At 60.1% G+C, this 25,072-nt stretch carries 24 protein-coding genes; 10 read left to right on the top strand and 14 right to left on the bottom strand.

Features of this window, described 5'->3' with window-relative positions:
- Positions 1-68: 68 nt before the first annotated feature.
- A complete protein-coding gene (locus tag OKQ63_RS20210) occupies positions 69-842 on the bottom strand; it encodes a hypothetical protein (protein ID WP_264211805.1) in 774 nt (257 codons plus the stop codon).
- A gap of 137 nt (positions 843-979) precedes the next feature.
- On the opposite strand from OKQ63_RS20210, the gene OKQ63_RS20205 reads away from it, so the two are divergent.
- From OKQ63_RS20205 to OKQ63_RS20195, 3 genes are all read left to right on the top strand, one after another.
- Positions 980-2,206: an argininosuccinate synthase gene (locus OKQ63_RS20205; protein ID WP_264211804.1), complete on the top strand. Its 1,227-nt coding sequence runs from the start codon at positions 980-982 to the stop codon at positions 2,204-2,206.
- Positions 2,203-2,667: a DUF1810 domain-containing protein gene (locus OKQ63_RS20200; RefSeq protein ID WP_264211803.1), complete on the top strand. Its 465-nt coding sequence runs from the start codon at positions 2,203-2,205 to the stop codon at positions 2,665-2,667. Before OKQ63_RS20205 ends, OKQ63_RS20200 begins: the two co-directional genes overlap by 4 nt.
- A gap of 79 nt (positions 2,668-2,746) precedes the next feature.
- Positions 2,747-3,031, top strand: coding sequence for an SCP2 sterol-binding domain-containing protein (locus OKQ63_RS20195; protein WP_264211802.1), 285 nt, complete (start codon positions 2,747-2,749; stop codon positions 3,029-3,031).
- 74 nt (positions 3,032-3,105) lie between these two features.
- On the opposite strand, the gene OKQ63_RS20190 is transcribed toward OKQ63_RS20195, so the two are convergent.
- The gene (locus OKQ63_RS20190; RefSeq protein ID WP_264211801.1) at positions 3,106-3,819 is read right to left on the bottom strand and encodes a sulfotransferase-like domain-containing protein; all 714 of its coding nucleotides are present in this window, start codon (positions 3,817-3,819) and stop codon (positions 3,106-3,108) included.
- Positions 3,819-4,727: a D-amino acid aminotransferase gene (locus tag OKQ63_RS20185; protein WP_264211800.1), complete on the bottom strand. Its 909-nt coding sequence runs from the start codon at positions 4,725-4,727 to the stop codon at positions 3,819-3,821. Before OKQ63_RS20185 ends, OKQ63_RS20190 begins: the two co-directional genes overlap by 1 nt.
- 149 nt (positions 4,728-4,876) lie before the next feature.
- Here OKQ63_RS20185 and msrA point away from each other — a divergent pair, with 149 nt between their 5' ends.
- Positions 4,877-5,542 carry a peptide-methionine (S)-S-oxide reductase MsrA gene (gene msrA, locus OKQ63_RS20180; protein WP_264211799.1) on the top strand — a complete coding sequence of 222 codons (666 nt, stop codon included), beginning with the start codon at positions 4,877-4,879 and terminating at the stop codon, positions 5,540-5,542.
- A gap of 79 nt (positions 5,543-5,621) precedes the next feature.
- On the opposite strand, the gene OKQ63_RS20175 is transcribed toward msrA, so the two are convergent.
- Both OKQ63_RS20175 and OKQ63_RS20170 read right to left on the bottom strand, forming a co-directional pair.
- Positions 5,622-6,494 carry a ribokinase gene (locus OKQ63_RS20175; RefSeq protein WP_264211798.1) on the bottom strand — a complete coding sequence of 291 codons (873 nt, stop codon included), beginning with the start codon at positions 6,492-6,494 and terminating at the stop codon, positions 5,622-5,624.
- 6 nt (positions 6,495-6,500) lie between these two features.
- The gene (locus OKQ63_RS20170) at positions 6,501-8,756 is read right to left on the bottom strand and encodes an NADP-dependent malic enzyme (RefSeq protein WP_264211797.1); all 2,256 of its coding nucleotides are present in this window, start codon (positions 8,754-8,756) and stop codon (positions 6,501-6,503) included.
- A 301-nt stretch (positions 8,757-9,057) separates the two neighbouring features.
- Between OKQ63_RS20170 and OKQ63_RS20165 the strand changes: the two genes are divergently transcribed.
- Positions 9,058-9,891 carry a flagellin gene (locus tag OKQ63_RS20165; protein WP_264211796.1) on the top strand — a complete coding sequence of 278 codons (834 nt, stop codon included), beginning with the start codon at positions 9,058-9,060 and terminating at the stop codon, positions 9,889-9,891.
- Between the two features lie 101 nt (positions 9,892-9,992).
- On the top strand, positions 9,993-12,623 hold the full coding sequence (mutS, locus tag OKQ63_RS20160) for a DNA mismatch repair protein MutS (RefSeq protein WP_264211795.1): 2,631 nt from the start codon (positions 9,993-9,995) through the stop codon (positions 12,621-12,623).
- Between the two features lie 93 nt (positions 12,624-12,716).
- Here mutS and OKQ63_RS20155 read toward each other — a convergent pair whose 3' ends face one another.
- On the bottom strand, positions 12,717-13,280 hold the full coding sequence (locus OKQ63_RS20155) for a nucleotide exchange factor GrpE (protein ID WP_264211794.1): 564 nt from the start codon (positions 13,278-13,280) through the stop codon (positions 12,717-12,719).
- 9 nt (positions 13,281-13,289) lie between these two features.
- Positions 13,290-14,354, bottom strand: coding sequence for a heat-inducible transcriptional repressor HrcA (gene hrcA / locus OKQ63_RS20150; protein ID WP_264211793.1), 1,065 nt, complete (start codon positions 14,352-14,354; stop codon positions 13,290-13,292).
- A 143-nt stretch (positions 14,355-14,497) separates the two neighbouring features.
- Here hrcA and rph point away from each other — a divergent pair, with 143 nt between their 5' ends.
- The 4 genes from rph to OKQ63_RS20130 are packed head-to-tail and all read left to right on the top strand — an operon-like array spanning position 14,498 to position 17,327.
- Entirely contained in the window at positions 14,498-15,211 is a 714-nt protein-coding gene (gene rph / locus OKQ63_RS20145) for a ribonuclease PH (protein WP_264211792.1), read from the top strand.
- On the top strand, positions 15,208-15,822 hold the full coding sequence (gene rdgB, locus OKQ63_RS20140; protein WP_264211791.1) for an RdgB/HAM1 family non-canonical purine NTP pyrophosphatase: 615 nt from the start codon (positions 15,208-15,210) through the stop codon (positions 15,820-15,822). Before rph ends, rdgB begins: the two co-directional genes overlap by 4 nt.
- Positions 15,815-16,969, top strand: coding sequence for a radical SAM family heme chaperone HemW (hemW, locus tag OKQ63_RS20135; protein WP_264211790.1), 1,155 nt, complete (start codon positions 15,815-15,817; stop codon positions 16,967-16,969). Before rdgB ends, hemW begins: the two co-directional genes overlap by 8 nt.
- A 4-nt stretch (positions 16,970-16,973) precedes the next feature.
- Positions 16,974-17,327, top strand: a complete 354-nt coding sequence (locus tag OKQ63_RS20130) for a YbaN family protein (protein WP_264211789.1) — start codon at positions 16,974-16,976, stop codon at positions 17,325-17,327.
- Here the strand turns inward: OKQ63_RS20130 and OKQ63_RS20125 are convergent.
- The 7 genes from OKQ63_RS20125 to OKQ63_RS20095 all read right to left on the bottom strand — a co-directional run bounded on the left by OKQ63_RS20125 (position 17,317) and on the right by OKQ63_RS20095 (position 24,758).
- Positions 17,317-18,210 carry a ParB/RepB/Spo0J family partition protein gene (locus tag OKQ63_RS20125; RefSeq protein WP_264211788.1) on the bottom strand — a complete coding sequence of 298 codons (894 nt, stop codon included), beginning with the start codon at positions 18,208-18,210 and terminating at the stop codon, positions 17,317-17,319. The genes OKQ63_RS20130 and OKQ63_RS20125 overlap by 11 nt on opposite strands.
- Positions 18,211-18,236: 26 nt before the next feature.
- Positions 18,237-19,046, bottom strand: a complete 810-nt coding sequence (locus OKQ63_RS20120; RefSeq protein WP_264211787.1) for a ParA family protein — start codon at positions 19,044-19,046, stop codon at positions 18,237-18,239.
- Positions 19,039-19,656, bottom strand: a complete 618-nt coding sequence (gene rsmG, locus OKQ63_RS20115; RefSeq protein ID WP_264211786.1) for a 16S rRNA (guanine(527)-N(7))-methyltransferase RsmG — start codon at positions 19,654-19,656, stop codon at positions 19,039-19,041. The genes OKQ63_RS20120 and rsmG overlap by 8 nt, the downstream gene beginning before the upstream one ends.
- Complete coding sequence (mnmG, locus tag OKQ63_RS20110) at positions 19,653-21,527, bottom strand: tRNA uridine-5-carboxymethylaminomethyl(34) synthesis enzyme MnmG (RefSeq protein WP_264211785.1); 1,875 nt, start codon at positions 21,525-21,527, stop codon at positions 19,653-19,655. Before mnmG ends, rsmG begins: the two co-directional genes overlap by 4 nt.
- 13 nt (positions 21,528-21,540) lie before the next feature.
- Positions 21,541-22,827 carry a tRNA uridine-5-carboxymethylaminomethyl(34) synthesis GTPase MnmE gene (mnmE, locus tag OKQ63_RS20105; protein ID WP_264211784.1) on the bottom strand — a complete coding sequence of 429 codons (1,287 nt, stop codon included), beginning with the start codon at positions 22,825-22,827 and terminating at the stop codon, positions 21,541-21,543.
- A 30-nt stretch (positions 22,828-22,857) separates the two neighbouring features.
- Positions 22,858-24,129, bottom strand: coding sequence for a transcription termination factor Rho (rho, locus tag OKQ63_RS20100; protein ID WP_264211783.1), 1,272 nt, complete (start codon positions 24,127-24,129; stop codon positions 22,858-22,860).
- A gap of 173 nt (positions 24,130-24,302) precedes the next feature.
- The gene (locus OKQ63_RS20095) at positions 24,303-24,758 is read right to left on the bottom strand and encodes a CopD family protein (protein WP_264211782.1); all 456 of its coding nucleotides are present in this window, start codon (positions 24,756-24,758) and stop codon (positions 24,303-24,305) included.
- Positions 24,759-25,072: the final 314 nt, after the last annotated feature.

The raw sequence follows: 25,072 nt of genomic DNA, 5'->3' as shown, positions 1-25,072 counted from the left end.
CATTCAGTGGCGCAACCCCGCCCCCAAGGCAAGGGGCGGCTGCACCGCATACATAAGAATACCGGATGTCAGACCGGGCGGCCCTCGACGTAGTGGCCATAGAATGTGGTTAAGACACTGACATTGACGAGAGTCATCACCAGCATGGTGAGCCCGGCAAAGGCAAACCCAAGCGGTGCAAAGACGGCTATCGACAGCCCAGTTACAATTTGCAGCGCAAACTGCATGGCACCCAGCAGGACCATAACCAGAATAATCGTTCCTCCTGAGCCGGTTGTCGCTTGCCAAGCTTCTTTAATCTTGAGTGGTTTTCCAATAGCCGCCGCCGGTAAAATCGGGGAAAACCGGTACATCGCGATGAGGAGAAAGATGATATAGCCAAAGGCAAAAAGCATCGACAGTCCGCTCCCTGTCTCTCCCGCTGCCATAGCTAAAGCAAAGAAGACCGCAAACATTGGAATCATGAGCAGGACCGCAAGCAGACCCATGAGCAAGCCGTGCCCTAGATAGGAGAGTATCCGACCACCCCGGAAACGGGGAAACCAGCCTTCTGGATACTCTTCCAGCAAAATGAACCTGTGCCAGGACACGAAAACCCAAAGCTCGACCACGAGCAGGATTAATGTCGCCAGAAAGAATGACGTCCCGAGTGTTCCAGACAGCATGGCCTCCCGCACCGCATCCTCGTCAGCCAGGACAGCAATCGACATGCCGGCCGAGCTGAGAACCGCATAAATCAGCCCGAACCCGACCAACACCGGTACCAGGGCAATCCGCACCGCCCATCTAATGTTCCGCGTCACCATTCCCACTGAATGGACGAAAATACTCCAGCCTTTCATACGGGCCTTCTCCAAAAGATTGTTCCGTTTTGACGCACACGTTATGCGTGCCCAGCTGATTAGGAAACCCCGGAAAACCTTGCCCTTCCGGGCAAAACCCGCTACGCCGCAGGCGTTCTGACCTGAGAGGGAATTCCATGTCCGCGCCCAAGAAAGTTGTGCTCGCCTATTCCGGCGGCCTCGACACCTCGATCATCCTGAAATGGCTGCAGACCGAATACGGCTGCGAAGTTGTCACCTTCACCGCCGATCTCGGCCAGGGTGAGGAGCTGGACCCGGCCCGCAAGAAAGCGGAAATGCTGGGCATCAAGCCGGAAAACATCTTCATCGAGGATGTGCGCGAGGAATTTGTCCGCGACTTCGTCTTCCCGATGTTCCGCGCCAATGCGGTCTATGAGGGGCTCTATCTGCTGGGCACCTCGATTGCCCGCCCGCTGATCTCCAAGCGTCTTGTCGAGATTGCCGAAGCCACCGGCGCCGATGCGGTTGCCCATGGCGCCACCGGCAAGGGCAATGACCAGGTGCGGTTCGAACTGGCGGCCTATGCGCTCAACCCCGACATCAAAGTGATCGCGCCCTGGCGCGAATGGGACCTATCCTCGCGCACCAGGCTGCTGGAATTCGCCGAGGCGCATCAGATCCCGGTCGCCAAGGACAAACGCGGCGAAGCCCCCTTCTCGGTCGACGCCAACCTCTTGCACACCTCCTCCGAAGGCAAGGTGCTGGAAGACCCGGCGCAGGAAGCGCCCGATTACGTCTACCAGCGCACCGTGCATCCCGAAGAGGCGCCGAACACTCCCGAATACATCGAAATCGGCTTCGAAAAGGGCGACGCGGTCAGTATCAACGGCGAGGCGATGAGCCCGGCAACCATCCTGACCGAACTCAACGAATACGGCCGTAAGCACGGCATCGGCCGCCTCGACCTGGTCGAGGGCCGCTTCGTCGGCATGAAGTCCCGCGGCATCTACGAGACCCCGGGCGGCACCATCCTGCTGGAAGCCCACCGCGGCATCGAGTCGATCACCATGGACCGCGGCGCGATGCACCTGAAAGACCAGCTGATGCCGCAGTATGCCGAGCTGATCTACAACGGCTTCTGGTACAGCCCCGAGCGCGAAATGCTGCAGGCCGCCATCGACAAGAGCCAGGAGTTTGTCTCCGGCACCGTGCGCGTGAAGCTTTACAAGGGCCTGGCCTCCACCGTGGGCCGCTGGTCGGACAACTCGCTCTACTCCGAGGCGCATGTGACCTTTGAAGAAGACGCCGGCGCCTACGACCAGAAGGACGCCGCAGGCTTCATCCAGCTGAACGCCCTGCGCCTCAAGCTGCTGGCCGCCCGCGGGCGCCGGATCAAGAAGTGAGCGATCACGAAGGCATGGACGGCGAATTCGAGGACGATTTCGCGGAAGAGCTGGATATGTTCGTCGAGGCTCAGGACACCGTCTGGGCGGCGGTCCTGAGCGAACTCTCGGCAGGACAGAAGACGAGCCACTGGATGTGGTTCGTCTTTCCCCAGCTGGCCGAGCTCGGACGCTCCCACATGGCGCAGCTTTACGGGATCGAGGACCTGGCGGAGGCCACCGCCTTTCTGAACCACGAAAAACTGCGCGCCCGCCTGATCGAGGTCAGCCAGCTTATGCTGTCCCACAAGGACAAAGCGCCCGAGCAAATCCTCGGCGGCGTCGACGCCAAGAAATTGCGCTCTTCGATGACGCTGTTTGCTGCTGTACCCAGCGCGCCGGTGGAGTTTCAGCAGGTGCTTGACGCCTTCTACGATGGCCATGCCTGCCCGCTCACCCAGAACGCGCTTGCCGGCGGGTAATCCGCCCGCTTCTCCCCAGGTAAACATTGCCCGCACCGCCCTGCCTGCCTAACGCTCACGTCAGGCAAGGGAGGAAAACATGGCGCTTCAAGATATCGCAGAAGGCATCCGCGAAGGATTGGCTGGTAAAAGCTTCGACGGCTCACTGAAATTCGATTGCGGCGGCGACGGCGTCATCGTGCTCGCCCAAGGCGATGCCACGACACTGGACCGCGACACCGATTGCACTCTTCGCCTGTCCGCGGACAACCTGCAAAAATTGCTCGCCGGCAAGCTGAATCCGATGACCGCCGTGATGATGGGCAAAATCAAGGTTTCCGGCGATATGGGGGTCGCCATGAAGCTGAGCAAGCTGATCGGCTGAACATCTTCTTCTGGCTGGAAATATCCTGGGGGGTGATCGCTGCAGGCGCGAGGGGGCAAAGTCCCCTCTTTCTATCAGATCTTCACGGCTTTCATCTGCTCATAACAGGGCATCGCCGCTTTCAAAACCGGCTGCAGCTCCTCCGGAACCTCCGGCAACGGGCCCTCGGCGCCGGCAAATCCGGTGGAATTCCAGACCGCGCCATACCAATGCGACGCCCACACGCCGTCATCCTTGTGGCCGCCCTTGGGCCAGTTCAGCATCTTTGGCGAATAGGGCAGCCCGATCGCCTCGCACAGCTGCTCGAGCTTGGCCGCCGGGTCGGCGCGGATATCGTGGCTGTCCACCACCACCGGCGCCTGCCCCCAGCCGCGCACCAGTTCAAACAGCTCTGCCTGCTGGCGGAAGCCGATATCCTCCAGCGTAGGGTTCTCCCGTTTCGCTGCGTAGGAGGCGATCACCCGCGCCGGATGGCGGATCAGAAAGACATTGGCCGCCTCGCGCATCCAGTCCCGCGGCACGCCGGGGATCATGTGCTGGGTCATGTGCTTCTGGTAGTAGTACGGCTTGGCCCCCGGCACCGGCCCCTGCAGCGCTTGGGCTACCGTTTCGGGATCCTGCGGCTGGCTGTCCAGAATTTCACTCCGCATCGGGTGGTCGAGACCGGTCATCGCCAGATAGGCAGCATAGAACGGCTCATCGACCACCGCGCAATCGCCGCGGTTGCCAAAGGCATACATCATCGCCGTCGACAGGTTCCGCGGGCCTGACCACATGGCAATCCGCATCACGCGCACTCCTTTTCAATCAGTTGCTTGTAAAGGCCCCGGAGGCGCTCTGTCACGGGACCCATCTGTCCACTGCCGATCTGCCGCCCGTCGATTTCCCCTACCGGGGTCTGTGCGCCGAAAGTGCCGGTGAGAAAGGCTTCCTCCGCTCCGTAGGTGTCCACCAGAGAATAATTCCGCTCATATACCGGGATCCCGTTTTCACGGCACAGATCGATCACCTTCTGACGGGTGATTCCGTTCATGCAATAATCCCCGGTCGAGGTCCAAACCTCGCCCTTGCGCACAATGAAGAAATTGCAGGCGTTGGTGGTGTTCACAAAGCCATTCACGTCCAGCATCAATGCCTCATCCGCACCGGCTTTCTCCGCCGCGATACAGGCGAGGATGCAGTTCAGTTTGGAATGCGAGTTCAGCTTGGGATCCTGGGTCATCGGCAAACCGCGGATATGTGGGACGGTGGCCAGCTTGATCGGGCGCGGCAGATCGGGCCGCGAGTGCTCCATGATGATGGTCATGGTCGGACCCTGCCGGGATAGCGAGGGGTGCTGGAACGGACGGGTCTTTACGCCCCGCGTGACCATCAGACGGGCATGGGCGTCCGTCGTCATGCCATTTGCTTTCTGTGTCTCTAACACTGCGTTTTTGACACTTTTCCGGTCCAGAGCGATGTCCAGATCAATGGCCTTGGCGGCCTCGAACAGCCGGTCCAGGTGCTCGTCAATGAATGCCCAGCTGCCATTGTAGAGACGCAGCCCCTCCCAGACACCATCGCCCAGCATGAAACCGCTGTCATAAACGCTCACCTTGGCCTCGGCCTTGGGAACAATTTCACCGTTCAAATAGATCATGATCTCCTCGTTGCGCTGATCTTCTTCGGCTTGGTGAGTGCTCATCTTTTTGGTCATGGAAACCTCCTGCTGGCAGCACGTTAGTAATATTGGATCCAATTTCCAAGCAATAACGTGATGTCACCTGTCCGTGAAAGCCTGCGCTGCCGGCTTGAGCGAGGCGGATACTGCCGGCAGGGTGGCATCAAAGCAGGATGGAGGCGGAGATGCGTGTTCTGGAGAGACTGAAACCCTTGACCCTGATGGGGCTGATTGCCATGGGCATTGTGGCGCAAACCAATCCGCTGCAGGCTCAGCCCACCAAAGTGCTGACCGTGGCCGGCGGCTGCTTCTGGTGCGTGGAAAGCGATTTTGAGGGCGTGCCGGGGGTGATTGAAGCCGTTTCCGGCTACACCGGCGGCACTATCGAGAACCCGACCTACAAGGACGTGACGCGCGGCGGCAGCGGTCATTACGAGGCGGTGCAAATCATTTTCGACCCGGCAAAAGTGTCCCGGGAGCGGCTGCTGGAAATGTTCTTCCGTTCGGTTGATCCGACTGACGGGGGCGGCCAGTTCTGCGACCGCGGCGAAAGTTACCGGACAGCAGTTTTTGTCTCAAACAAGGCCGAAGAAGCACTGGCCAGCAGGGTCAAAGCCGCGGCGCAGAAGGTTCTGAGGCAAGAGATCGTGACGCCGGTTTTGCCGGCGAAGACCTTTTATGAGGCCGAAGACTATCACCAGGACTACTACAAGGGGGAGAGTCTGGTGTTCACCCGATTCGGGCCCAAGCGGCAGGCGGAAGCCTATAAACGCTACCGCCAGGCTTGCGGACGGGACGCAAGGGTGGCGCAGCTATGGGGCGACGCAGCGCCGTTTGCCAGCGGACATTGAAACGGGGCGCTGCCCCCCTTGGCCTTCCGGCCAATTCCCCCGGAGTATTTTCAACCAGAAAGAAGCAGGCCGTTCCGGTTCAGAAGCGGGCGGTCTGGACTTCCTGCAGGTCCGGAATCACATCCGCGGTGCCGCGGCGGGTGACCATCAGCGCTGCGGCTCGGCTGGCCTGGGTCATCGCCTCTGCCATTGGCAGCCCGCGGTCCAGAGCTGACAGGACGTAACCTGTGAAGGTGTCGCCGGCTCCGGTTGTGTCAACCGCGGCGACCGGCAAGGCCGGTATTTCCAGAACGGCCCCGGTCTCCCCGTCGATATGGCGCGCGCCTTTGGCGCCAAGAGTGACGATCACATCCTTGACGCCGATTTCACCGGGGGTGTCGCCGGTGGCCTGCTGAAGCTGCTGGGCCTCGACCTCATTCAGGATCAGGAAGTCCAGATACGGCAGCACAGCCTGCACCGCTTCAGCATCGAACGGAGCTGCGGCATAACACACCCGCAGGCCCAGTTGGCGGCCCAGCTGCGCCGCCTCGGCCTGCAAGCTGGTTTCGTTCTGCATCACCAGAATGTCGCCGGCGTCTGCTTGCGTAAGCGCTTGGTCCAGCCGATCCCTGTCGAGCACGCGGTTGGCGCCGGGAAACAGGATGATCTGGTTTTCACCGCCAGGCTCCACAGCGATGATGGCATGGCCGGTGGGCGTCTCGACCTGGGCAATGTGGCCGGTGCCCGCGCCATAGGCCTGCAGCCGCGCGACCGCCCAAGCCCCATCGGGCCCCACCGCGCCGATATGATGCACCTTGCTGCCGGCGCGGGTGGCGGCGACGGACATGTTGGCGCCCTTGCCGCCGAGAAACCGGTCGAGGCGCAGGGCGGCCAGGGTCTCCCCGGCCGCCGGCAGATGCGGCATGGCATAAACCATGTCCGCGTTGATCGAGCCGAGATTCCAGATCGCCATATCAGATCACCCGATGTTGCAGGCCGCCAGCACCGCCATGTTCAGAATGTCATTGGTGGTCGAAGTGGTCGAGCAGATCTGGACCGGCTTGTCGATGCCCGACAGGATCGGACCGACCACGGTGGCGCCGCCCATCTCCTGCATCAGCTTGACCGAGATCGACGCCGAGTGGCGGGCCGGCACGATCAGGATGTTGGCCGGGCCGGTCAGACGCTGGAAAGGGTAGTACCGCTGCGCGCGCTCGTTCAGCGCCACGTCGACGGTCATTTCACCCTCGTATTCGAAGTCGACGCCGCGCTTGTCCAGCACGGTGGGGGCGACATGCATCTTTTCGGCCCGTTCCGACACCGGGTAGCCGAAGGTCGAGAAGCTGACAAATGCCACCCGCGGCTCAAGCCCCATGTGGCGGGCGACACCGGCAGCCCGCTCGGCGATGTTGGCGAGATGGTTCTCGTCCGGCCATTCGTGCACCAGTGTGTCGCCGATCAGCACGATCCGGCCCTTGTGCAGCAGTGCGGTCACACCGGCAACGCCATGATCGGCGTCGGCATCAAAGACATGGTTGATCCGTTCCAGAACATGCGCGGACTTGCGGGTTGCCCCGGTGACCAGGCCGTCACCATGCCCGTGTGCCAGCATCAGACTGGAGAACACGTGGCGGTCACGACCGACCAGACGGTGAATGTCCTTGTGGTCAAAACCCTTGCGCTGCAGGCGGTTGTACAGGAAATCCTTGTACAAGTCGAAATGCGGTGTATTGGCGGCGTTCACCACTTCCAGCTCGCGCACGGCGTCGCCAAGGCCGGCCTTTTCCAGCTTGGCGCGTACATCTTCCTGACGGCCCACAACCAGCGCCTTGCCGAAGCCGGAACGCTGATACATCACCGCGGCGCGTAGCGCGCGGGGGTCGTCGCCCTCGGCAAAGATCATCCGCGACTGGGCGGAGCGGGCCCGGGCGTTCAGGCCGCGCAGGATCGACGCGGTGGGGTCCATGCGGGACTTCAAGCCGACCTCATAGGCGTCCATGTCGACGATCGGACGGCGGGCCGCACCTGTGTCCATGCCTGCCCGGGCCACTGCCGGCGGGATCCGGTGGATCAGGCGCGGGTCAAACGGGGTCGGGATGATGTAGTCGCGCCCGAAGGACAGAGACTTGCCATAGGCCAGCGCCACCTCGTCCGGCACATCCTCGCGCGCAAGTGCGGCCAGGGCATGGGCACAGGCAATTTTCATTTCGTCATTGATGGCGCGGGCGTGGATATCCAACGCGCCGCGGAACAGGTAGGGGAAGCCCAGAACGTTGTTGACCTGGTTCGGGTAGTCCGACCGGCCGGTGGCGACGATGGCATCCACCCGCACTTCATGCGCCTCCTCCGGGGTGATCTCCGGATCCGGATTGGCCATCGCAAAGATCACCGGGTTATCGGCCATCGAGGCGACCATTTCCTGGGTCACTGCCCCTTTGACCGAGACACCGAGGAACACGTCCGCCCCGCGCATCGCCTCCTCCAGGGTGCGCAGATCGGTCTGGATCGCATGGGCCGATTTCCACTGGTTCATGCCCTCGGTGCGGCCCTGGAAGATCACCCCCTTGGTGTCGCAGGCAATGCAGTTTTCATGCCGTGCGCCCATGGCTTTCAGCAGCTCGATACAGGCGATGCCGGCAGCACCGGCACCGTTCAGGACGATCTTCACGTCCTCGATCTTCTTGCCCGACAGATGCAGCGCGTTGATCAGGCCGGCCGCGCAAATCACCGCGGTTCCGTGCTGATCGTCATGGAAGACAGGGATATCCATTTCTTCCTTGAGCTTCTGCTCAATGATGAAACATTCTGGCGCCTTGATGTCTTCCAGGTTGATGCCGCCAAAGGTCGGCCCCATCAGCTTGACCGCCTCGATGAACTTGTCCGGGTCTTCGGTGTCCAGCTCGATATCGATCGAGTTCACATCTGCGAACCGTTTGAAGAGAACCGACTTGCCCTCCATCACCGGCTTGGAGCCCAGTGCGCCCAGGTTGCCCAGGCCCAGCACGGCGGTGCCGTTGGAAATCACCGCCACCAGGTTGCCCTTGTTGGTATAATCATAGGCGGTTTCCGGGTTTTCCGCGATCGCTTCGCAGGGCACCGCAACACCCGGAGAGTACGCCAGCGACAGGTCCCGCTGCGTGGTCATCGGGACGGTGGCATTGATCTCCCATTTGCCCGGAGACGGCTCCAGGTGAAACGCCAGGGCTTCTTCATCGGTGATCTTGTTCTTGGGCATTAAATCAGTGTCCTCTCCTCGTCGCGGACCGTCTTAGCCCAGCCCACCGCGCCCCTCAATCCGGGGTTTCAAGAATCTGTATAGCCAGAATTAAGATAAATGCGGCTAAAAGGCGATGGATACCGTCAGGTTTTCGCCTTAAAGCAGACCACTGGATGCTGTATTTTCTTAATAGGTTTTAACCCGCACCTGCATGCAGGTGGCGCTGCGGCTCGACTCCAAAAGCCAGGGAAGCACACGTCAGAAGGACAACTGTCCGCCCGTACTCCGGGCATTCGGATCAAGAAAGGAACCTTGCGGAATGATAAGCTTCCACAATAATTCCGGTGCACTTGTTGCCTTGCAGACATTGGGTGGCGTCAATAGCCAGCTGAACACCGTCCAAGACAGCATCTCCACCGGCCAGGACGTCAATACAGCCCAGGACAACGCCGCCCTCTGGGCGATTTCCGAGCTGATGAATTCGGATATCTCAGGATTGAGGTCGGTCTCCGATTCCCTCTCGATGGGCGAAGCCACCGTGGCGGTGGCCTCCGCCGGGGCGGAACAAATCACCGAAACCCTGACCGAGATGCGGTCGCTCGCAGTGATGGCCAGCAGCGGCATGGGTGACTTCAGCAAATTCGAAGCGGCCATGGCGCAGAAGACCGAGCAGATCAATTCGATCATCTCCGCCTCCGGCTTCAACGGAGTGAACCTGCTGAAAACGGATGTCGACGGTGCCGGCGGAACCTCGCTGACCGTTCCCTCCGGGCTGTCGGGCACAGGCAGCCTGTCGACTCTGAGTGTTGATGGCGTGGACTTCGAAGGCAGCCCGCAATTCGACCTTGGCAACCGCACCGCGATCACCGACGGCGCCAGCGCGCTGACGGCCCTAGGAGAGATCGAAGGCTTTCTGTCCTACGCGATCGACAGTTCGGCCGCATTGGGCGCCAGCGCCAATCAGCTTGCTGATCAGGGGAGTTTTGTCAGCAAGATGTCGGATTCGATTACCCAAGGCGTCAGTTCCACGATCGACACCAGTATGGAGGAAGCAGCGACCAAGCTGCTGGCCCTGCAAGCGCAGCAGCAGCTGAGCACGCTGTCGCTTTCCATTGTCAATACGATGCCTGACACCCTGCGCAACCTCTACTGACAGCAGGCTGCCGCCGGCGCACCCGGTGGCAGCCACATCCGGGTTTTCCTCGGACCGCCCCCATTGTAGATGTCTGACAACGACGACCCGGGGGACCTTTCATGACCGTAACGCCCATGATGGCGCAATATCTGGAGATCAAGGCATCGCATCCGGACGCGCTGCTGTTCTACCGGATGGGCGACTTCTACGAGATGTTCTTTGAGGACGCCGTGAACGCGGCGGAAGCGCTGGACATCGCCCTGACCAAACGCGGCAAGCACAATGGTGACGACATCCCGATGTGCGGCGTCCCGGTCCATGCCGCCGAGGGCTACTTGCTGACGCTGATCCGCAAGGGCTTCCGCGTGGCCGTGGGGGAGCAGCTGGAAAGCCCGGCTGAGGCCAAGAAACGCGGCTCCAAATCGGTGGTAAAGCGCGATGTCGTGCGGCTGGTGACACCCGGCACCCTGACCGAGGATTCCCTGCTGGAGGCGCGGCGCCACAACTTCCTGGTCGCCTATTCCGAACTCAGGGACGCGGCCGCCCTGGCCTGGGCCGATATCTCCACCGGGGCGTTCCACGTGATGCCGGTTGCGCGGGTCCGCCTGTCACCGGAACTCGCGCGTCTGGCCCCGTCCGAGCTGATTGTCGCCGATGGCCCAGCCTATGACGCTGCCCGCCCGCTGGCCGATGAATACAAAATCCCGCTAACGCCGCTTGGCAAGGCCAGCTTTGACAGCACCGCAGCCGAGAAACGTATCTGCAGCCTGTTCAATGTCAGCGCGCTGGACGGCTTCGGCAGCTTTACCCGCGCCGAGGTCTCAGCTATGGGCGCGCTGATCGACTATCTGGAGATCACCCAGAAGGGCAAACTGCCGCTGCTGCAGCCGCCCCAGCAGGAAGCGCAGGACCGGGTGGTTCAGATCGATGCCGCCACCCGCCGCAATCTGGAACTGACGCGTTCGCTATCCGGCGGCCGAGCCGGCTCGCTGCTGTCGGTGGTCGACCGGACCGTTACCCCCGGCGGCGCCCGCCTGCTGGAACAAAGGCTCTCCAGCCCGTCGCGCAGTCTGGACACCATTCAACGGCGCCTTGCCGCCCTGGACTTCGCGGTGGAGCACACTCAGACCGCCGAAGACCTGCGCGCCGCTTTGCGCAAGACACCGGACCTGGACCGGGCTCTCTCCCGCCTGGCCCTGGAACGCGGCGGGCCGCGCGACCTGGCGGCCATCCGCAATGGCCTGTCCCAGGCAGAGGTGATCGCGGAGCTCTGCGCAGGCAAGGACCTGCCCGCGCTGATCGCCGGTGCGATCTCGGATCTGCAGGGCTTTGACGATCTGCTCTCTCTTCTGGACGCCGCGCTTGTCGCCGAACCGCCCCTGCTGGCACGGGACGGCGGTTTCATCGCAGCCGGTTATGACCTGGACCTGGACGAAGCGCGCACCCTTCGCGACGAAGGCCGTTCGGTCATCGCCTCCATGCAGAAGAAGTACGCGGAACATACCGGCGTCGCGTCTCTGAAGATCAAGCACAACAACGTGCTGGGCTATTTCATCGAAACCACCGCAACCCACGCGGACAAGATGATGTCGCCGCCGCTGAATGAAACCTATATCCACCGCCAGACCACCGCCAACCAGGTGCGTTTCACCACAGTCGAGCTGAGCGAGATCGAAACCCGCATCCTGAACGCCGGAAACCTGGCGCTTGAGATTGAAAAGCGGCTCTATGCGAGGCTTTCCAGCGCCATTATGGACGCAGCCGCCCGTCTCAGCACCGCAGCGCGCGGGCTGGCTGAGCTGGACCTTCTGACCGGGTTGGCCGACCTCGCCCGGGGGGAAAACTGGACCCGGCCCAGGGTCGACAACAGTCGCGCCTTCCACGTGGAAGGCGGCCGCCATCCGGTTGTGGAACAGGCCCTGCGCCAGCAGGCCGGCGAGACTTTTGTGGCCAATGACTGCGACCTCACTGCCCAGGACGGCGCCGCCGTCTGGCTGCTGACGGGTCCCAACATGGCCGGTAAATCGACCTTTCTGCGCCAGAACGCACTGATTGCCCTGCTGGCGCAGATGGGCAGTTACGTCCCGGCAGAAAACACCCATATCGGTCTGGTCAGCCAGCTGTTCAGCCGTGTCGGTGCCTCCGACGATCTGGCCCGCGGCCGCTCCACCTTCATGGTGGAAATGGTCGAAACCGCCGCCATCCTCAACCAGGCAGACGACCGCGCCCTCGTTATCCTCGATGAAATCGGCCGCGGCACCGCCACATATGACGGCCTCTCCATCGCCTGGGCCACGCTGGAACACTTGCACGAAGTGAACCGCTCCCGCGCACTGTTTGCCACCCATTACCACGAGCTGACCCAACTCGCCGCCAAGCTGGAAGGTGTCGACAATGCCACTGTCGCGGTCAAGGAATGGGAGGGCGAAGTGATCTTTCTGCATGAAGTGCGCAAAGGCGCTGCCGACCGTTCCTATGGTGTGCAGGTGGCACAGCTCGCAGGTCTCCCCGCCACGGTCGTCGCACGGGCCCGCAACGTGCTTGACATGCTGGAACAAGGCAGCCGCGAAGGCGGATCGAAAATCCGGATCGACGACCTGCCTCTCTTTGCCGCTGCCCCGCCGCCGCAGTCCTCCCCCCCTTCCGGACGTTCCCCTGCCGAAGAAATGCTTGCAAGCATCCACCCCGACGACCTCTCTCCACGGGAAGCGCTGGAGGTGCTCTACAAGTTGAAAGAAGCGGCAGTCTGAAACCAGAAACAGCGGCCCCGAAACGGAACCGCTGTTTCATCTTTCCGAAAATTCTCCCGCCGAAGGCACAGGCCCGTCAGGGCCTGTTCACAATCAGCTTGCCGGTGTCGAAGACACACCGACCTGCGCCGCCCGCAGCAGCCGGTCGTGCAGCATGAAGCCTTCAGCGGAAACCTGGATGATGTCGCCTGCCTTGGTTCCCGGCACCGGCGCCTCGAACATCGCCTCATGCACCTGCGGATCAAACTTGTCGCCGACCTCGGGCGAAACAATCCGGACGCCGTGCTTTTCAAACACGCCCAGCAGCGAACGCATGGTCAATTCCACGCCCTCGATCAGCGCCGCGGACACCTCGCGCTGCTCATCAGTTGCGGCCTCAATCGCGCGTTTCATGTTGTCATAGACCGGCAGCATGTCGCGGGCCAGTTTCGAGCCGCCATACTGCTCTGCTTCCCGCCGCGCCTTGTCACCGCGCTTGCGGGCGTTTTCGGCATCCGCCAGCGCCCGCATGAAGCGGTCCTTCAGCTCATCCCGTTCCGCCCGGAGGGCATCGATTTCCAGCGAGGCATCGTCGAATTCCTCGGTCTGCGCCGCCAGCTCTTCAGCCTCCGCGGCGGCGATGTCATCCAGAAAGTCTTCGTCCTTGAGCTCTGCCATGTTTCACCTCTAACTCCGGTCCGACAACAGTTTGCCGACCAGTTGCGCCGTGTAGTCCACAATCGGCACAATCCGTCCGTAATTCAGGCGCGTCGGGCCAATCACACCCACCGCGCCGATGATCTTTCGATCCGCGTTCATATAGGGAGACACCACCAAAGAGGAACCCGAAAGTGAGAAAAGTTTGTTCTCCGAACCAATAAAAATGCGCACGCCCTCGCCTTCCTCGGTCAGTTCCAGAAATTCGGCGATATCGCGCTTGCGCTCCAGGTCATCAAACAGGGTCCGTATCCTCTCCAGCTCCTCCGCCACACCAGTTTCTGCCAGTAGATTCGCCCGGCCGCGCACAATCAGCCGGGCCTGCTCGCTGCCGTCATCTTCCCAAACCGCCAGCCCGCTTTCAATCATTGCGTGTGCGAGACTGTCGATTTCCTGCCGCCGCGCCGAGATCTCCTTTTGGATCTGCCGCTGCACTTCACTCAGAGTTCTGCCCTCGATCAGCGCATTGAGGAAATTGGCCGCCTCCCGCATCGAGCTGGGCGTCTGCCCCGGCGGCGGGGTGAACAGGCGATTCTCCACATGCCCGTCCGAGAACACCAGAACCACCAGCGCCCGATCATGCGCCAGCGAGACAAACTCGATATGGCGGATTTCGGCCTCATGCTTGGGGGTCAGCACCAGCGAGGCCCCCTGTGTCACCCCCGACAGCGCAGCCCCGACCCGGTCCAGCATTCCGCCCACGTCGCCGGCATTTTTGCCCAGCGTCGCATCAATCTTCTCACGGTCCTTCATGTTGAGGTCGCCAACCTCAAGCAAACCATCGACGAACATTCGCAGCCCCATCTGGGTCGGCACCCGCCCCGCACTCACATGCGGGCTGTCCAGAAGGCCGAGATATTCCAAGTCCTGCATGACATTGCGCACGGTTGCCGCGCTCACCTTCTCGCTCAGCGAGCGGGTCAGCGTCCGGCTGCCCACCGGATCGCCGCTCTCCAGGTAGTTTTCCACCACCGCCCGAAACACTTCCCGGGAGCGGTCGTTCATGTCCTGCAGAATGTTGATCGCATCGCTCATGGGTCTTCCAGCATTTTCTGGGGATTCAACATATGAACCCGGCATCAGGATGTCATTAAAGAGCACAGCGGCAAAAGGTCAATCGGGCTTGCATAGCCCTGCGCCCGGGGGATATCCCCAAGCCAACAGAAAAAGGATCTGCCATGCGACCCTCAGGAAGAGAACTGAATGAAATGCGCCCTGTCTCAATCGAGACCGGATTCACCAAACACGCCGAGGGCTCCTGCCTGATCAAAGCGGGCGACACCCACGTTCTATGCACCGCCACTATCGAGGACCGGGTGCCGCCCTTCATCAAGGGCACCGGCTTGGGCTGGGTCACCGCTGAATATGGCATGCTGCCGCGTGCCACCAACACCCGGATGCGCCGCGAAGCCGCTTCTGGCAAACAGGGTGGCCGCACCGTCGAAATCCAGCGCCTGATCGGCCGCGCCCTGCGGGCAGGCGTCGACCGTGTGGCTCTAGGCGAGCGCCAGATCACCGTCGACTGTGACGTGCTGCAGGCGGACGGCGGCACCCGCTGCGCCTCGATCACCGGCGGCTGGGTGGCGCTGCGCCTGGCGGTCAACAAGCTGATGAAAGCCGGCGACGTGCAAATCGACCCGCTTCTGGATCCGGTCTCAGCGGTGTCCTGCGGTATCTACGCCGGCCAGCCGGTGCTGGACCTGGACTACCCCGAAGACTCCGAGGCCGGCGTTGACGGCAACTTCATCATGACCGGCTCCGGCAAGCTGATCGAAGTGCAGATGTCCGCCGAAGGTTCCGTCTTCTCCCGCGTTCAGATGGAGCAGCTGATGGACCTGGCCGCCAAGGGCACCGCCGAACTTGCTGAAATGCAGAAGGCCGCCTGCAAATGACCCGAAAACTGGAAGGCGGCAAGCTGCTTGTCGCCACCCACAACCAGGGCAAGCTGAACGAGATCGCCGAGATCCTCGCCCCCTATGGTGTGACTGTGATCGGGGCCGGCGAGATGGATCTGCCGGAACCGGAGGAGACCGAAGACACCTTTGTCGGCAATGCCCGGATCAAGGCCCATGCCGCGGCCAAGGCAACCGGCCTCCCTGCCCTGTCCGATGATTCCGGCATCACCATCGACGCCCTGAACGGTGCCCCCGGCGTCTATACTGCTGACTGGGCGGAATCGCCGGAAGGCCGCAATTTTGTAATGGCTATGAACCGGGCAAACGATGAGCTGAACGCGGTCGGCGCGCACGCCCCCCGTACCGCCCAGTTCCGCTGCACCCTGGTCATTGCCTGGCCGGATGGTCATGACGAGGTATTCGAAGGCGTGATGCCGGGCCAGCTGGTCTGGCCGATCCGCGGCGAAAACGGCTTTGGCTATGACCCGATGTTCCAGCCGGACGGCTACAGCATCACCTGCGCCGAAATGGACCCGGCGGAAAAAAACAAGATCAGCCACCGCGGCCAGGCCGTTGCCCACTTTGTCCAAGGCTGTTTCGGTGGATGACTGGCGCAATGGGGGCTTTGGCCTTTACGTGCATTGGCCCTATTGCCAGGCCAAGTGCCCCTATTGCGACTTCAACAGTCATGTCTCCGCAAAAATAGACCAGAAACTATGGGTTCGGGCCTATCTGGCTGAGCTGGACAGACTCTCGGAACAACTTCCGGGACGATTGCTGAACACGGTTTTCTTTGGCGGCGGCACCCCCTCTCTGATGCAGCCCGAAACCGTGGCCGCGATTATCGGCCGTGCACGTGAAATTTGGCCCTTTGCCAATGACATGGAGATCTCACTTGAGGCGAACCCCGGATCTGTCGATGCCGGCCGCTTTGCGGGATACCGTGACGCAGGGGTCAACAGGGTCTCCATGGGCATTCAGGCTCTGAACGATGAGGACCTGCGGCGGCTTGGCCGCATCCACAGTGTCTCAGAGGCCAAGGCCGCCTTTGACATCGCCCGAAGCTGTTTTGACCGGGTCAGCTTTGACCTGATCTATGCCCGTCAGGGGCAGACACTGGACGCCTGGAAAACAGAGCTGCACCAGGCCCTTTCCATGGCGATTGACCACCTGTCCCTTTACCAGCTTACAATCGAAGACGGCACCGCATTCGGTGACCGCTATGCCCGTGGCAAACTGCGCGGACTGCCGGAAGACGACACTGCAGCGGACATGTATCTGGCCACCCAGGAGATTTGCGCTGGCTTCGGCATGAATGGGTATGAAATTTCCAACCACGCCAGGCCCGGGTCTGAATCCCGCCACAACCTGATTTACTGGCGTTATGGCGACTACGCCGGGATCGGCCCCGGAGCCCATGGCCGCCTGACCTTGGGCGGTACTCGGTATGCCACCGAAACCCACTTGGCACCCGGAGCATGGCTGGAAGCGGTTAACAAAGGCAACGGAGAATCCCTGCGAGAGTCCCTCTCCCCCGTAGATGCTGCGGCAGAATACCTGATGATGGGGATGCGCCTTTCCGAAGGACTGGATATGGGGCGCTATACCCAGCTTTCGGGCCAGAAACTGCCAGAGAGGCGGCTCGAAGACCTTGTACAGTTGGGCATGGTCACTATCTCTGACCAGAGGCTTCGCGCGACGGATCAAGGCCGCGCAGTATTGAATGCGGTGCTCCGCGAACTGTTGACGGATTGATGCTATGCGTTTTCTTTATGCCGGCTTAGGACTGCTCTGTGTCGCCTTGGCCGTCATTGGGATAGTCCTGCCTCTCCTGCCCACTGTTCCTTTCCTGCTCCTCGCTGCGTTCTTCTTTGCCAATTCCTCGGAGCGGCTGCATGCCTGGATCGTTGATCACAATATTTTCGGCCCGATGATCATGGATTGGCGGGACAGGGGCGCTATTCGGCCAGGCGCAAAAAGGGCGGCAACCTTTTCGATTGCCGCCGTATTTGCAGTATCTTTGTTGCTTGGCGCCCCCAATACCGTATTGGGCATTCAGGCAGTGGTTCTTTCAGCCGTGCTTATCTTTATCTGGAGCAGGCCTAGCGGCTAAGCAGATTGCACAGCGCATCCAGCTGATCCAGGTTTTCATAGCTGATCGTTACCGAACCAGCCTCCCCGCCCGCCTTGTGGTCGATGGACACTTTCATCTTCAGCATCGCCGACAGGTCGCCTTCCAGCGCCCGGGTGTCCGAATCTTTCTCCGGCGCTTTCCGAGGCTTCTTCGCTGTCGTGCTTTGAACACCCGCGGCGTCCTTCTTGACCAAAGCTTCCGTTGCCCGGACTGACAGCCCGCCTTTGACAATCTTCACTGCCAGGTCGGAAGCGTTGTCCGAAGTAATAAGCGCCCGCGCGTGGCCGGCCGACAACTTGCGTTCATGCACCAGGATCTGCACATCCTCCGGCAGATGCAGCAAACGGACCAGATTGGCAATGTGGCTGCGGCTCTTACCAAGTGCCTCTGCCATCTTTTCCTGTGTATGGCCGAACTTTTCCATCAGCTGCTTGTAGCTCTGCGCCTCTTCCATTGCGTTCAGATCCGAACGCTGGATGTTTTCGATGATGGCAACTTCCATCATCTCAAGGTCAGAGTAATCCCGGATCAGAACCGGAACTTCATGCAGCTGCGCCGCCTGGGACGCCCGCCAGCGGCGTTCGCCAGCCACGATCTCGTATTTCCCGCCAGACCGCGGCCGCACGATCAAAGGCTGCAGAACGCCCTTTTCCTTGATGGATGCGGTCAGATCGTCCAGATCTTCCTGCAGGAACTGCCGGCGCGGCTGGTTCGGGTTGGCAACAACATTTTCGATCGGCACCAGAATTTCCGCATTCCGCGGTGCCTCAGCCTGCGTGCTCACCGGCGCAGGGTTCACATCTGCCATCAACGCTGACAATCCCCGGCCCAGCCCGCGTGGTTTTGTTCTTTTGTCTGCCATGGTTGCCTCCGGTAAGTGTTCTGCATTTACGCCGCTATCTTGTGATGTTTATTCAGGATTTCTTCCGCCAGAGCGCGGTAGGCCTGTGCGCCCAGGGAGTTTGTATCGTAGTTCAGAACGGGCTGCGCATATGACGGCGCCTCGCTAACCCGCACATTGCGCGGAATCTTGGTTTGGAACACCAGATCTCCCAGATTCTCCCGGGCGTCCTGCTCAACCTGCTGCGACAGATTATTCCGGCGGTCGTACATCGTCAGGACAATTCCCTCGATCCGCAAATTTGGATTCGCAGACTGCCGGACTTCTCGGATCGTCAGCATCAGCTGGGTGACCCCTTCCAATGCAAAAAACTCGCTTTGCAAAGGAACCAGAACTGAATGCGCTGCCACCATCGCGTTGACCGTCAGAAGGTTCAAAGACGGCGGGCAGTCGATCAGAACATAATCCCAGTCATAATCGTCCATTGCGGTCTGACGGAGTGCATCATGCAGCAGAAAACTGCGCTTTTCATTGGTGAACAACTCAATATCCGCAGAGCTTAGGTCCACCGTCGCCGGGATGATGCACAGATCTTCGATCTCTGTCCGCCGGATGACATCGGTCAGAGAAGCATCCTCTACGAGAAGATCATAAGTGGTCAGATCCCGGTCCGAAGGCTCAATCCCCAAACCAGTGGAAGCATTTCCCTGCGGGTCCAGATCCACAACCAAAACCCGCAGCCCGCATTCCACCAGAGCGGCCGCCAGGTTTATGGCTGTCGTTGTCTTTCCCACCCCGCCTTTTTGATTTGCCACCGCGATAATACGAGGCCCCTCCGGGCGGGAATAATCAGACACGTGCCACTCCCCAAATTTTCAGGATTACTGCTTCTGGTTCTGTCAAACTTTTAACCGGTTCCGCGTTGAACTGCCATCGCTGCCGCGCGTTATCCACTTCTTTTTTCCATCTTTCCCCTTTCGGGAAAAGGGCAACTCCGTCCCGGTCCAAGTGCCGCTCGGAAAACTCCAACAGCATCGGCAGATCGGCCAGAGCGCGGGCAGACAGAACCCCTGCCTGTTGCGGTTCAGCCTTCTCAATCCGCTGCGTCAAGACATTCACGGCCACTCCGCATTCGCGCGCGGATGTTCTCAGAAACGCAGACTTGCGCTGATCGCTCTCGATCAACGTCATTCTCATCCCTGGCGCTTCTTCCGCCGCAATTATCGCAACGATCAACCCGGGAAATCCGCCACCGCTACCAATGTCCACCCAATGGCTTGGAGCATCCGTGCAGCGGAATATCTGAATCGAATCAGCGATATGCCGTGCCCACAGGTGCTCCAAACTGGCTTTGGACACCAAATTGATCTTCGGGTTCCATTTCCGGATCACTTTCTCAAAGACTTCTAGGCGCAGCATTGTTTCACGTGAAACATCGAGCGCTCCAAAAATTTTCTCGAGATTCATGCCGATTTTTCCTGCCTGGCCGCATCCCGTCTCAATCGTGCGAGGAGCAAAGCCAATGCCGCAGGCGTCATCCCGTCAATACGCGCCGCCTTGGCCAGAGTTTCCGGACGCGCGCGGATCAGTTTCTGCTGCAGTTCTTTTGACAGCCCTTCAATCCCGTCGTAGCGGAACTCCCGGGGAATCACATACCCCTCATCCTTCTTCAATGCCGAGACCTCACGCTCTTGCCGTGAGATGTAATTCGCGTACAGGGCATCGCGTTCCACTTGCCGGCGGATCTCTCCTGTGACATCGCTCAACTCCGGAACCAGGGGCAGAAGATCTTCAAAAACCACGTCGGGGAAGGCGAGGATATCCAGGCCTGTCCTCCGGTTTCCGTCCTGATTGACGCGAATTCCCGCTTCCAAGACCTGCTTTGGAGTAAAGCTTTCCGCCTCCAACACACCTCGGGCTGCAGCCAGTTGCTCACTTTTTCTCAGAAACGCGTTCCGGCGGTCTTCGCCGGCGCAACCAAGGCCAATAGCCAAAGGCGTAAGACGCTGATCCGCATTGTCAGCGCGCAAAGACAGGCGGAACTCAGCACGGGAGGTGAACATGCGGTAGGGTTCGGTAACACCATTTGTTGTAAGGTCATCAACCATGACACCGATATAGCTGTTTGAGCGGCTAAAGGTGACTGGCTCCTCCCCCCGGGACCTCCGGGCGGCGTTTAGGCCGGCCACCAGACCCTGAGCAGCGGCTTCCTCGTATCCCGTTGTCCCATTGATCTGACCGGCAAGGTACAACCCAGGCACATCTTTGAGGGACAACTCACGAGTCAGCGCCCTCGGGTCAACATAATCGTATTCAATCGCGTATCCGGGTTGCAGGATGACGGCCTGCTCCAGCCCCTCGATCGAACGGACATAGGCCTCCTGCACGTCCTCGGGCAGACTGGTGGAAATGCCGTTCGGATAGACTGTATGATCCGAGATGCCCTCCGGCTCCAAGAAGATCTGGTGCGACTCCTTATCTGCGAAGCGGACAATCTTATCCTCAATAGACGGGCAGTACCGGGGCCCCACCCCCTCGATATGACCGCCATACATGGCCGAACGTTCGAGGTTCTGTTGAATGATTTCATGCGTCCGGGCGTTGGTATGGGTGATTCCACAGGAGACTTGCCTGGCGCTCAGGGACTTAGTCAGGAAGGAGAAGAAGACGGGGTCCGCATCGCCGGGCTGTGCATCCAGGATGTCCCAGTTGATTGTTCTTCCGTCCAATCGTGGCGGAGTTCCGGTTTTCAATCGGCCCAGTGGCAGCTCGAAACTGTCGAGGCGTTCAGCGAGTTTAACCGATGGGTTGTCTCCCATCCGGCCGCCGGGCTTCGAAACATCGCCGATGTGAATAACCCCGCGCAGGAAAGTTCCCGAGGTCAGAACAACAGATTGACTAGAAATTCCGCTGCCATCAGCCAGGATCACACCTGAGACGGTGTCAGCATTCATGATGAAGTCGACAACTTCACCTTCAATTACGTCCAGGTTGGGTTGCGCGTTCGTCAGCCTCAGCATCTCTCTGCGGTAGATAGACCGGTCGGACTGCGCCCGCGGCCCTTGCACTGCGGGCCCCTTGCGTCGGTTCAAAAGCCGGAATTGAATGCCGGCCAGGTCAGCCACACGCCCCATGACTCCGTCAAGCGCGTCAATTTCCCTGACAAGGTGCCCCTTCCCCAATCCGCCAATGGCTGGATTGCAGGACATTACACCGATCCCCTTATGGTCCAACGTCACGAGAGCTGTCCTGACCCCCATGCGGGCGGCAGCATGGGCCGCCTCGGTGCCGGCATGGCCGCCGCCAACAACTATCACGTCATATGCTGAATGTTTCACGTGAAACACTCCTTCATTTTCCCAGGCAGAAACTCGAGAAAATCTCATCCAGGAGATTTTCAACCCCAATCCGACCAACCAGCATTTCCAGCGCCCGAATGGCTGAGCGCATTTCCTCGGCTGCTATATCATAGAATTCCGGGCCGCGCCGCAGGATATCCTGCGCATCCGTCAGGTTGGCAAGCGCCAGCAACATTGCATCTCGGTGCCGCGCCCGGGTCGCAATACTGGCCTGGCCTGAACGGTTTTTCAGAACCGATGAGACATGATCGACAAGCCTGTCGACCCCCTGCCCCGAGCGTCCGGAAACAGCACCCTCGTCGTCGGACCGCAAGTCAGCCTTGGGACGCAGCCGAATATCGCCAACGCGCATTTCCACATCGAGGATTTCGTCATCCTCCGCCAGAAAGACACGCAAGTCCGCGTCCTCTGCCCGTTTCCGAGCAAGCGCGATTCCGATGCCCTCGACGTGATCCTCAGTGTCGCGCAGGCCGGCAGTGTCGAGCAAAGTGACCGGCAATCCGGAAAGATCCATACGCACTTCGATAATATCCCGGGTGGTGCCGGCGTACTCCGAGGTGATGGCTGCCTCCCGCCCGGCCAACGCGTTCAGAAGCGTGGACTTGCCAACATTCGGTGCTCCTACAATTGCCACTTCAAACCCGCTGCGGATCCGTTCGGCAATCCTCACGCCAACGGATTCTTTTTCGAGGCCGGCCTGAACATCTGCCAAAAGCGCAGTGACTTCGGGTGTGACGTCTACCGGAACCTCTTCATCTGCAAAATCGATGGTTACTTCGATCAAGGAAGCCGCACGGATCAGTTTGGCTCGCCACCCCTCGGCCAGCTCCCCCAACGCGCCGGCAAGAATGGCCTGCGCCTGTTTGCGCTGTGCTTCGGTTTCGGCATCAATCAGATCGGCAAGCCCTTCGACCTGCGCCAGATCGAGGTTGCCGTTTTCCAGCGCCCTGCGGGTGAACTCGCCGGGTTCGGCCATCCGCAATCCATCGGTTCGGCCCAGCGAATCCAGCACTGCAGCCACCACCGCAGTACTACCATGTGTCTGAAATTCAACGGTATTTTCACCGGTAAAACTGTTGGGAGACGTAAATGTCAGGACCAGGGCTTCGTCCAGGCGTTCACCTGCCTCATTCTTGAGAATTCGCAGGCTTGTGCCCCGTGCCGGCAGTTCATTGCCGCAAAGCTGCGCGCCGGCCTCAAGCGCCAAGGGGCCAGAGACGCGGATCACCGCGACCCCTGCCTTCCCCTGGGCGGAGGCCAGCGCAAAGATCGTGTCCATCGGGTGGCCCTTCTCTCTTGCCGGCCCGGATCAGGTATTCATCGAGTCGAAAAACTCAGTGTTCGACTTGGTCTGCTTCAGCTTGGATAGCAGGAACTCAATTGCGTCCGTAGTCCCCATCGGGTTCAGGATCCGGCGCAGAACAAAAGTTTTGGCCAGGTCGACCTTGTCGACCAGCAGGTCTTCCTTGCGGGTGCCGGACTTGAGGATGTCGATGGCCGGGAAGACGCGCTTGTCGGCAATCTTGCGGTCCAGCACGATTTCCGAGTTACCGGTGCCCTTGAATTCTTCGAAGATCACTTCGTCCATGCGGCTGCCGGTGTCGATCAGCGCGGTTGCGATGATGGTGAGCGAACCACCCTCTTCGATGTTCCGCGCGGCACCAAAGAAACGCTTGGGGCGCTGCAGGGCGTTGGCGTCGACACCACCAGTCAGAACCTTGCCGGAAGACGGCACAACGGTGTTAAAGGCCCTACCAAGTCTTGTGATAGAATCGAGAAGAATCACAACATCTCGCTTATGTTCTACCAGGCGCTTGGCTTTCTCAATCACCATCTCGGACACCGCAACGTGGCGCGTTGCCGGCTCGTCAAAGGTCGAGGACACGACCTCGCCCTTCACCGAGCGCTGCATGTCGGTTACCTCTTCCGGGCGTTCGTCGATCAGCAGAACGATCAGATAGCATTCGGGGTGGTTCTTCTCAATCGAGTGGGCGATGTTTTGCAGAATCACAGTCTTGCCGGTCCGCGGCGGTGCCACGATCAGCGAACGCTGGCCCTTGCCGATGGGGGCCACCAGGTCGATCACCCGGGCGGAGCGGTCTTTGATGGTAGGATCCTCGACCTCCATCTTCAGACGCTCATCCGGGTAGAGCGGCGTGAGGTTGTCAAAGGCGATTTTGTGGCGCGCCTTTTCCGGCTCTTCGAAGTTGATCATGGTGACATTGGTCAGCGCAAAATAACGTTCGGTTTCCAGCGGCGCTTTGATCTGGCCTTCCACCGTGTCACCGGTGCGCAGGGAGTACTGGCGGATCATGTCCGGGGAGACATAGATGTCGTCCGGACCCGGCAGATAATTGGCTTCAGGCGACCGCAGAAAGCCGAAACCGTCCTGAAGCACTTCCAGCACCCCGTCACCGCCAATGTCCCAGCTTTCATCTGCACGTTCGCGCAGGATCTGGAACATCATCTCGCCCTTGCGCATGGTCGAGGCGTTTTCGATCTCCAGCTCCTCGGCCATTGCCAGCAGCGCTTTGGGGCTTTTCGCCTTGAGATCGGACAGATTCAGGGATTGCACGGTCATATGGATACGGCCTCTACTCCCCGCTCACCCGGGGGTCGGTCACACGACAAGTTTGGAAAACACGGTTGCCCGGACGGGCCCGTTGAGAGCCATACATAAGGACTCGTTCCTGGTGAGTCAAACGCCGGCTGCGAACATTCGGGCACTGCTGGGCCTGTTTCTGCACCTCTGCGTCAGAATTTGAAGATCACGGACACAACAATCACCGCCATCAGCACCGTGGGCACTTCGTTCATCAGTCTGAACTGCCGCCCCGTCAGTCTGTTCCGCCCTTCTTTGAAGTCGCGGTGGCGGAACAAAAGCCAATGATGGAACCAGGTCATGGCTATTACCGACACCCCTTTGGTCCAAGGCCAGAGATAGGTCCAATCGACAATCCCAGGCGTCAGCACAATGAACAGCCCCGCCGCCCAGGACACGTACATGGCGGGACGCATGATGACCCTGAGAAGCTTTTCTTCCATCTGCAGGAAGATTGGCACGGTGTCCTGCACATTCACAGCTTGCTCCACGTGATACACGAACAGACGCGGGAGATAGAAGAGACCTGCCATCCAGCTGAGTACAGCCATGATATGCAGAGACTTGGCATATGGGTAGAGCGTGAACATCACGTGGCTCAGGTCCATGGGCAGTTCTCTCCGATCTGGTCTGATCACCCTAATAAATAAAGAAGTATTAGAAGGATGATGTTTTTGTAGTGTGCATGGATTCCGGTGGATAAGTGAATCCTCCTCCGCTTATCCCCAGCAAGGATAAGATTCCAGCGTGGACGGGACAGGAGGAGAGGAATTTCCGCCGGCGCCAAGAAAATAAGGCGCATTAGGGATGTCTTAACTTTCCCGTGCTTGGGGATAACAGCGGGATGATCCGGGGAGAGCCGGCATATCCACGAAAACAAAGTTATCCTGACTCACAAAGGACGACTCAGCGGGCTGAATCC

This window comes from Leisingera thetidis (genome assembly GCF_025857195.1).
GTDB classification, from domain to species: domain Bacteria; phylum Pseudomonadota; class Alphaproteobacteria; order Rhodobacterales; family Rhodobacteraceae; genus Leisingera; species Leisingera thetidis.
This window is presented reverse-complemented; position numbering and strand designations above follow the sequence as displayed.

Excerpts from the sequence above, each read along its gene's own strand:
- OKQ63_RS20210 (WP_264211805.1), bottom strand. The coding sequence starts at position 842 with ATGAAAGGCTGGAGTATTTTCGTCCATTCAGTGGGAATGGTGACGCGG.
- OKQ63_RS20205 (WP_264211804.1), top strand. The coding sequence starts at position 980 with ATGTCCGCGCCCAAGAAAGTTGTGCTCGCCTATTCCGGCGGCCTCGAC.
- OKQ63_RS20195 (WP_264211802.1), top strand. The coding sequence starts at position 2,747 with ATGGCGCTTCAAGATATCGCAGAAGGCATCCGCGAAGGATTGGCTGGT.
- OKQ63_RS20190 (WP_264211801.1), bottom strand. The coding sequence starts at position 3,819 with ATGCGGATTGCCATGTGGTCAGGCCCGCGGAACCTGTCGACGGCGATG.
- OKQ63_RS20185 (WP_264211800.1), bottom strand. The coding sequence starts at position 4,727 with ATGACCAAAAAGATGAGCACTCACCAAGCCGAAGAAGATCAGCGCAAC.
- msrA (WP_264211799.1), top strand. The coding sequence starts at position 4,877 with ATGCGTGTTCTGGAGAGACTGAAACCCTTGACCCTGATGGGGCTGATT.
- OKQ63_RS20175 (WP_264211798.1), bottom strand. The coding sequence starts at position 6,494 with ATGGCGATCTGGAATCTCGGCTCGATCAACGCGGACATGGTTTATGCC.
- OKQ63_RS20170 (WP_264211797.1), bottom strand. The coding sequence starts at position 8,756 with ATGCCCAAGAACAAGATCACCGATGAAGAAGCCCTGGCGTTTCACCTG.
- OKQ63_RS20165 (WP_264211796.1), top strand. The coding sequence starts at position 9,058 with ATGATAAGCTTCCACAATAATTCCGGTGCACTTGTTGCCTTGCAGACA.
- mutS (WP_264211795.1), top strand. The coding sequence starts at position 9,993 with ATGACCGTAACGCCCATGATGGCGCAATATCTGGAGATCAAGGCATCG.
- OKQ63_RS20155 (WP_264211794.1), bottom strand. The coding sequence starts at position 13,280 with ATGGCAGAGCTCAAGGACGAAGACTTTCTGGATGACATCGCCGCCGCG.
- hrcA (WP_264211793.1), bottom strand. The coding sequence starts at position 14,354 with ATGAGCGATGCGATCAACATTCTGCAGGACATGAACGACCGCTCCCGG.
- rph (WP_264211792.1), top strand. The coding sequence starts at position 14,498 with ATGCGACCCTCAGGAAGAGAACTGAATGAAATGCGCCCTGTCTCAATC.
- rdgB (WP_264211791.1), top strand. The coding sequence starts at position 15,208 with ATGACCCGAAAACTGGAAGGCGGCAAGCTGCTTGTCGCCACCCACAAC.
- OKQ63_RS20130 (WP_264211789.1), top strand. The coding sequence starts at position 16,974 with ATGCGTTTTCTTTATGCCGGCTTAGGACTGCTCTGTGTCGCCTTGGCC.
- OKQ63_RS20125 (WP_264211788.1), bottom strand. The coding sequence starts at position 18,210 with ATGGCAGACAAAAGAACAAAACCACGCGGGCTGGGCCGGGGATTGTCA.
- rsmG (WP_264211786.1), bottom strand. The coding sequence starts at position 19,656 with ATGAATCTCGAGAAAATTTTTGGAGCGCTCGATGTTTCACGTGAAACA.
- mnmE (WP_264211784.1), bottom strand. The coding sequence starts at position 22,827 with ATGGACACGATCTTTGCGCTGGCCTCCGCCCAGGGGAAGGCAGGGGTC.
- rho (WP_264211783.1), bottom strand. The coding sequence starts at position 24,129 with ATGACCGTGCAATCCCTGAATCTGTCCGATCTCAAGGCGAAAAGCCCC.
- OKQ63_RS20095 (WP_264211782.1), bottom strand. The coding sequence starts at position 24,758 with ATGGACCTGAGCCACGTGATGTTCACGCTCTACCCATATGCCAAGTCT.